The organism is Protofrankia symbiont of Coriaria myrtifolia (assembly GCF_900634755.1).
Classification (GTDB): domain Bacteria; phylum Actinomycetota; class Actinomycetes; order Frankiales; family Frankiaceae; genus Protofrankia; species Protofrankia coriariae.
Genome location: NZ_CAAAFS010000131.1, coordinates 1 through 6,131, shown reverse-complemented (window position 1 = coordinate 6,131; position 6,131 = coordinate 1). Strand labels below are relative to the sequence as shown.

Annotated in this window: 6 protein-coding genes and 1 pseudogene; 5 read left to right on the top strand and 2 right to left on the bottom strand. The window is 67.3% G+C overall.

Annotated features, from left to right (window positions below):
• From CM1CMNOD_RS07290 to CM1CMNOD_RS07275, 4 genes and pseudogenes are all read left to right on the top strand, one after another.
• Positions 1–494, top strand: a pseudogene (locus tag CM1CMNOD_RS07290) (MFS transporter); the annotation flags it as partial.
• Positions 495–622: 128 nt separating this feature from the next.
• Positions 623–1,186, top strand: a complete 564-nt coding sequence (locus CM1CMNOD_RS07285) for a YceI family protein (RefSeq protein ID WP_013873025.1) — start codon at positions 623–625, stop codon at positions 1,184–1,186.
• 419 nt (positions 1,187–1,605) lie between these two features.
• Positions 1,606–2,103, top strand: coding sequence for an HdeD family acid-resistance protein (locus tag CM1CMNOD_RS07280; RefSeq protein ID WP_013873024.1), 498 nt, complete (start codon positions 1,606–1,608; stop codon positions 2,101–2,103).
• Between the two features lie 151 nt (positions 2,104–2,254).
• On the top strand, positions 2,255–2,848 hold the full coding sequence (locus tag CM1CMNOD_RS07275) for an alpha-ketoglutarate-dependent dioxygenase AlkB (RefSeq protein ID WP_043603224.1): 594 nt from the start codon (positions 2,255–2,257) through the stop codon (positions 2,846–2,848).
• A gap of 80 nt (positions 2,849–2,928) precedes the next feature.
• Here CM1CMNOD_RS07275 and CM1CMNOD_RS07270 read toward each other — a convergent pair whose 3' ends face one another.
• Both CM1CMNOD_RS07270 and CM1CMNOD_RS07265 read right to left on the bottom strand, forming a co-directional pair.
• Complete coding sequence (locus CM1CMNOD_RS07270; protein WP_013873022.1) at positions 2,929–3,687, bottom strand: SOS response-associated peptidase; 759 nt, start codon at positions 3,685–3,687, stop codon at positions 2,929–2,931.
• 261 nt (positions 3,688–3,948) lie between these two features.
• A complete protein-coding gene (locus CM1CMNOD_RS07265; RefSeq protein ID WP_013873021.1) occupies positions 3,949–4,572 on the bottom strand; it encodes a M50 family metallopeptidase in 624 nt (207 codons plus the stop codon).
• A 298-nt stretch (positions 4,573–4,870) separates the two neighbouring features.
• Here CM1CMNOD_RS07265 and CM1CMNOD_RS07260 point away from each other — a divergent pair, with 298 nt between their 5' ends.
• Complete coding sequence (locus CM1CMNOD_RS07260) at positions 4,871–5,662, top strand: lysophospholipid acyltransferase family protein (RefSeq protein WP_347176457.1); 792 nt, start codon at positions 4,871–4,873, stop codon at positions 5,660–5,662.
• Positions 5,663–6,131 lie beyond the last annotated feature (469 nt).

The following is a 6,131-nucleotide window of genomic DNA, read 5'->3' as shown; positions in this document are numbered from 1 at the left end:
GCTTCCTCCTGCAGAACGTCCTGCTGGCCGTACAGAATTCTGTCGATCCGCGGGACATGGGCGCCGCGACCTCCAGCGTGACATTCCTGCGCACCATGGGAGGCGCCATCGGCGCGTCCGCCCTGGGGGCGGTGCTCACCGCTCAACTGGCCACGAACATCGCCCTGCGAATACCCGGCGCGCAGCCCGGAAACGCCGCAGCCAACCGTTTTGTCTCAACTCCGCACGATGTCGCAGGGCTGGCCGCGCCGATACGTGAAGCGGTACGAACCGCCTATGCCGACTCACTCGGCCGGGTCTTTCTGGTGGCCGTTCCGATCGGGATCGCCGCCTTCGTGATCAGCCTGTTCCTCCGGGAGGCCGAACTGCGCGGATCGACCGCCATCTCCCGGACCGACACATCGGACGGCGCGGTGGGAGACGACCGCACCGACAGCAGCCATGGCTCCGGGCCGGGAGCGAAGCGATCGACGGCCAGCGCCTCCAGGGAGTAGATTGTTGCCCGCGCAACCGACTTCGGGCCCGCGTGAAAATGATCATGCGAGCAGAGTCTGCGAAGTCCTGGGAAGAACCCGCTCGTGGGAACACGACTCGTAGGAGAAGGCCTGAAGAGGAGATCATTATGACCGTACCGGGCACCGCCATCGAGAACCTCACCGGCACCTGGACGATCGACCCCGCTCACAGTCGGTTCGGTTTCGCCGTCCGACACGCGATGGTGGCGACCGTCCGGGGCAGCTTCAGGTCCTTCGAGGGCACCCTGCACCTCGACGGCTTCAGGCCCACGGCCTCGCATGCCACGATCAGCATCAACACCGACAGCATCGACACCGGGAACTCCGACCGCGACACCCACCTGCGCTCCCCCGATTTTCTCGACGCTGACACGCATCCGACGATCACCTTCACCGGCACTGGCATCAAACCAGGGGACGATCCGGACAGCTATGTGGTCACCGGCGACCTGACCATTCACGGCACCACGCATGTGGTCGAGGTGGCGGTCGAGTTCCAGGGCAGCGCGGTGGACTCGTTCGGCAACAGCCGGGTGGGGTTCGCCGCCACGTCCTCCCTCAGCCGGAAGGACTTCGGCCTCACCTGGAACGCGCCGCTGGAGGCGGGGGGTGTCCTCATCGGCGACAAAGTCAAGATCGACGTTGACATCTCGGCCATCAGGGCGTCCTGATCAGAACTGCGCAGGGCCAATGACCGGTGGCCGCGTGGTGGTCAAGAACTGCCTCGATCCAGAATCGCAGGACCGCGCGGTGCCGCCGACGGGCCGGCGGCACCGCTCCGGCCAGGGCATCCCGGTACATCCGGTGCACCCAGCCGGAGCTGCCCGTCACCGGGCCGCCGGGCGACGGACGGGCGCGACACGAACGGCCGGGACGCCGCTGAGTATCGGAGAAGGAGCGTAGCGGTAAGGAGCGGGGCCGGCCAGGGCCGGTATCGAGGACTGGCAGCACTCGACGCGGGGAACCCCCTTGTCCAGGGCGGGGAACCCCTTGTCCAGGGCGGAAGGTACGAGCGGTCCCGGAGATGACGATCATGATGACGACGGCAGAGACGCACCGCCACCATGGCGGAGCTTCGAGCGCGGTCTGGATGGCAGGACTCTTCCTGGGGATCGCGGTGACGGTTCTCGGCGTGCTCCTGGTCGCCCACCCCTTCGCCGCCACGCGCACACTGGCGATCCTGATCGGCATTGGGCTGGTGCTGTCCGGGATCATGGATATGGTCGCGACAGCCCGTGCGGGCGAGGAGACTGCCAGCTTCTTCGGCGTCCTGCTCGTGATCGGCGGGATCGTCGTGCTCGCCTGGCCGGGTGTCACCTTGTGGACGGTGGCCCTCATCGTCGGAATCTGTCTGCTGGTGGCTGGCGTCGCGCGTATCGCCATGGCCGGCTACGCGCGCGGGCACGGACGCTCATGGGGGTGGGGCGTGTTCATCGGCCTCCTGGCGATGGGCATCGGCATTCTCGCCCTGGTGTGGCCAGCGGCTACCGTCTTCATCCTGGCGGTGCTATTCGGGATCGAGCTGATCGTGCATGGCATCGGCCAGATCGCGCTCGCTCTCACGGTCCGCCGGGAGTCACGGGCCTGACACCCCGGGAGCGGCCCCGCCGAGCATCGGGCACCACGGGGCCGCTCCGGTCATCCGCGTTGCCAGACGCTCGGCAACCAGAGCGCGGCGCACGACGGCTGGCCTGCTCGACACGCTCGATATCGAACGTATGTTCGGGTATTGTGTCTCTATGCCCCTCCAGTGCAGCCTGTTGACCAGCGGCGACCCCGCGGTCTCCATCAACCCCACGTTCAGCCGCATCCGCCTCGACGGGACGCCATGGGTCGACGTGGCGCCGGGGTGGCTGCGCGGCGCTGACGACCTTTGCGGGACCCTCGCCAGCGAGGTCCCCTGGCGGCAGGGTCGACGGTGGATGTACGAGCGCATGGTGGACGATCCACGACTGTCACGGTGGTACAAGGCGACCGAGCCTCTCCCCCACCCCATCCTGGCCACGATATGTAGCTCTTTGTGCGCGCATTATCAGGTGCCGTTCGGCTCGGTCGGGCTCAACTTCTACCGCGACGGTGACGACAGCGTCGCGTTTCACCGCGACCGTGAACTGCGCAGGCTCGGTAACACCCTGATCGCGATCGTGACGCTGGGGGCGCGGCGTCCCTTCCGGCTCCGTCCGCGCGGTGGCGGTGCCGGTCGGACGCTGCTCCCTGCGTCCGGAGATCTTCTGGTGATGGGTGGCCGCTGCCAGGCCGACTGGGAGCATGCGGTCCCGAAAGTCGCTTCCTGCGGCCCGCGGATCAGCGCATCCTGGCGGTGGGCCGCGTGAGGAGCCTCTTCGGCAGCTTCAGGACGCTCTCACGGACGCGCCTAGAGCGCGTCATCCGGCGGGTGGCCCGCGGACGGAAGTCAATCATGGTCGATCGGGACCGCACCGGAGTGGACGGCCCGCGAGTCCGCTCCGTCCACGTCGTCGGCCAGGGTGACCGGCTCCAGCAGATGCGGACCGTTGTTACGCACGTTGCCGACCTGGGTGTCGACCGGGTAGGCACGCAGCACTCCGGCTGGCGTGGGCCCGAGCATGCTGGTCAGCACCGCAGGATCGGCCAGGACAGGATCAAGCCAGTGCGACCAGGCCACCGGGGGAAGGACGACCGGCGACCGCGGATGCAGGGACTCCAGACCGGCCGGCGCCGTAGTGGTGATGATGGTGAAGGTCGCGAGCGTACCGCCCGTGGGCGGGCGCCACAGCTCGTACAGCCCCGCGAGCGCGGCAGGTTCGTTGTCGACCGGGCGTACCAGGTACGGCTGCGCGCGCCGGGCCCCTTCGGTCCGCTGCCACTCGTAGTAACCCGTGATCGGGACGAGACAGCGGCGGGCTCGCAGCGCGGCGCGGAACGCGGGTTTGGTCGCCACCGTCTCCGCCCTGGCGTTGATCATTTTGTTGCCGATGGCGGCATCCTTGGCCCACGAGGGCACCAGGCCCCAGCGCGCCAGCCGCAGCCGGGGGGTCGGTGTCGGCTGCTGGCCCGGCGGGATGACGATCACCGGGGCCGAAGCGGTCGGCGCGACGTTGAAGTTCGGCTGTACGCCGCCTGTTTCGTCACATGCGGAGAACGACTCTGCGAGCTGCTGTCCACCCAGGGCGTTGGCGTAGCGACCGCACATGTGTTCGCAGTGTGCCAGACAATCGTCCGTACCGCATGGTGTCCATCCGCAACCGCCCAATATCGGACGGCCGCCAACGGTAGCCGCTCACCGAGGCTGTGCCCACCGAAGCTGTGCCCGGCACAGCCGTATCCGCCGAAGCCATGCTCACCAGGGCCACGTCCGTCGGGAACATGGCTGGCCGGACGCGGAGCGCGGTATTCCTGCGCCGCACAGTCGCCACACGGGCTGCCGTCATACAGGCTGCCGTCATACAGGCTGCTACCACACGAGCCATTCGGTCGACATGGCAAGGCAGAACAGGGAGACCGAGGCGAAGAACACCACCCACAGTCCCGCGGGCATACCGGTCAGCCGGGCCAGTTGATCCGGATCCGACGTCGGCGCACGGCCCCGGCTGCGGGTCCGCTGCACCTCGATGATCGGCCGCAGTCCTCCGAAGAGGAGAAACCAGGTGATGGACATGGCGAACAGCTGCTGGGGACGGTCCGACGCCAGGACCGACACCGCCACGACAGTCCCGGTGCTGAGCACGATGGACAACACGCCGAAGGCGTTGCGGATGGCGACGAGCACCCCCAGGAGCAGGATGACGCTCAGCCGCAGCATCAGACTCACCTGATTGGCCGCAAGCAGGGCGGCGGCGCCGAGGCCGAGCAACGAGGGCGTGATATAGCCGGCCGCGACCGTGGCAACGACACCCGGCCCGGTCGGCCGCCCAGCCGACACGGTCACGCCGGACGTGTCGGAATGCAGCCGGATACCACCGAGCCGCCGGCCACTGCCGACCGCGGCCAGCGCATGCCCTCCCTCATGGGCAATGGTGATCACATGCCGGGCCAGCGGCCACAACCGGCTGTCGAACACCACGACAAAGGCGATCACAGCACCTACCAGCGCCGTCCAACGCGGCGGATCCCCCGAACTGAGCAGATGCGTCCACTCGTCAGGCGTCGTACGTCTCCCATCCGATCGTGTCCAACTGGTGCCGCTGACGGCCCCTGGGATACCGATGTGGCTCAGGTGGACCTGAGTATGCAATGCTGCGAAAAACGATCGTCGGGTGCCTGTCCGGCACGACCTGCCCGCCCTTCCGGCGGCATGGCGTTCCAACGGCCCACGACGACTCACGGTACGATCAGCCAGCCACTTTCCGTGGCCGATCGAAATCGATCATCCCAACATGGCACAGTTGGGACAACACAGATGGGTCGGAGGGCAGGAGCGGGTGGCGGAACTCGTCTACAAGCCAGTGATCCGCTTCGCGCTCGGGTTCTTCAAGGCTCTCGATCTCAAGATCGACGTCCGGGGCCAGGAACACGTACCGACTACGGGCGGATGCGTTGTCATCATCAACCACGTCTCCTACCTGGACTTCGCCCTCGTTGGCATCCCGTTCTGGCGCTCCCACCGCCGCCTGGTCCGCTTCATGGCCAAGCACGACGTCTTCTCCCACCCGATCGCCGGACCCCTCATGCGCGGGATGCGTCATATCCCCGTGGACCGGTCATCGGGCTCGGGCTCCTACCACCACGCGGTAGCGGCGCTGCGGGCCGGCGAGTTCGTGGGAGTCTTCCCCGAGTCGACGCTCAGCCGCAGCTTCTGCCTCCAGCCCTTCAAGACCGGGGCAGCGCGGATGGCCGTCGAAGCCAACGTCCCGGTGCTGCCGGTAGCCATCTGGGGCAGCCAGCGCATTCTGGCCAAGGGGCGGCCACGCAACTTCCGTGCCGCGCGCGGCACCCCGGTTTCGATCATCGTCGGCGAACCGATTCCGCCCACCGAGCTCACACCCGCGGCGGCTGGCACCAAACTGCTCTCGGATGCCGTGTTGAAGCTGCTGACCGATGCCCAGCGTGACTATCCACCGCCACCCCCGGGTGAATCGCCATGGTGGTTGCCGGCTCATCTCGGTGGCAGCGCGCCCGCATCCGAGACGGCCGCCCGGGAGCAGGCCGAGTCACGCGACAAGAAGTAACGTCCCGCATACGGCACCCGCGGGGATACGAAGAGATCCGGATCTTCTCGGAGCAGCCCGAAAACGCATCCGTTTCCGTGTCGGAAACGTCGCACCGCCAGCACATCCGAAGCAGCACGAACAATTTCACCCGGCAACGCCGGGGATCCACCGGCCCGACAGGCCGGCAGCCCAGCCGTGAGCCGAACGATCTCCTACCGCGAATCAACCAAGCAACGACCATGGGTTGAGTAACCCGTGGCCATCGATTGACCACAGCGGCGCTGAAGCCCACTGGATCAACTGGTAACTATCGACCAGCGCCCGTGGGAGGAACTGTCCGGGAGGCGACAGGCAGCGCCGTGCGCTTCACCCGGTCAACCACGTCCCATGTGTCAACAACGGTGATATGTCGCAATGACGACAACCGGTGGCAAGTGGCGGTCGCAGGTGGCGGCTGGCCCAGCGGCAGACGCCTACGTCCCGACCG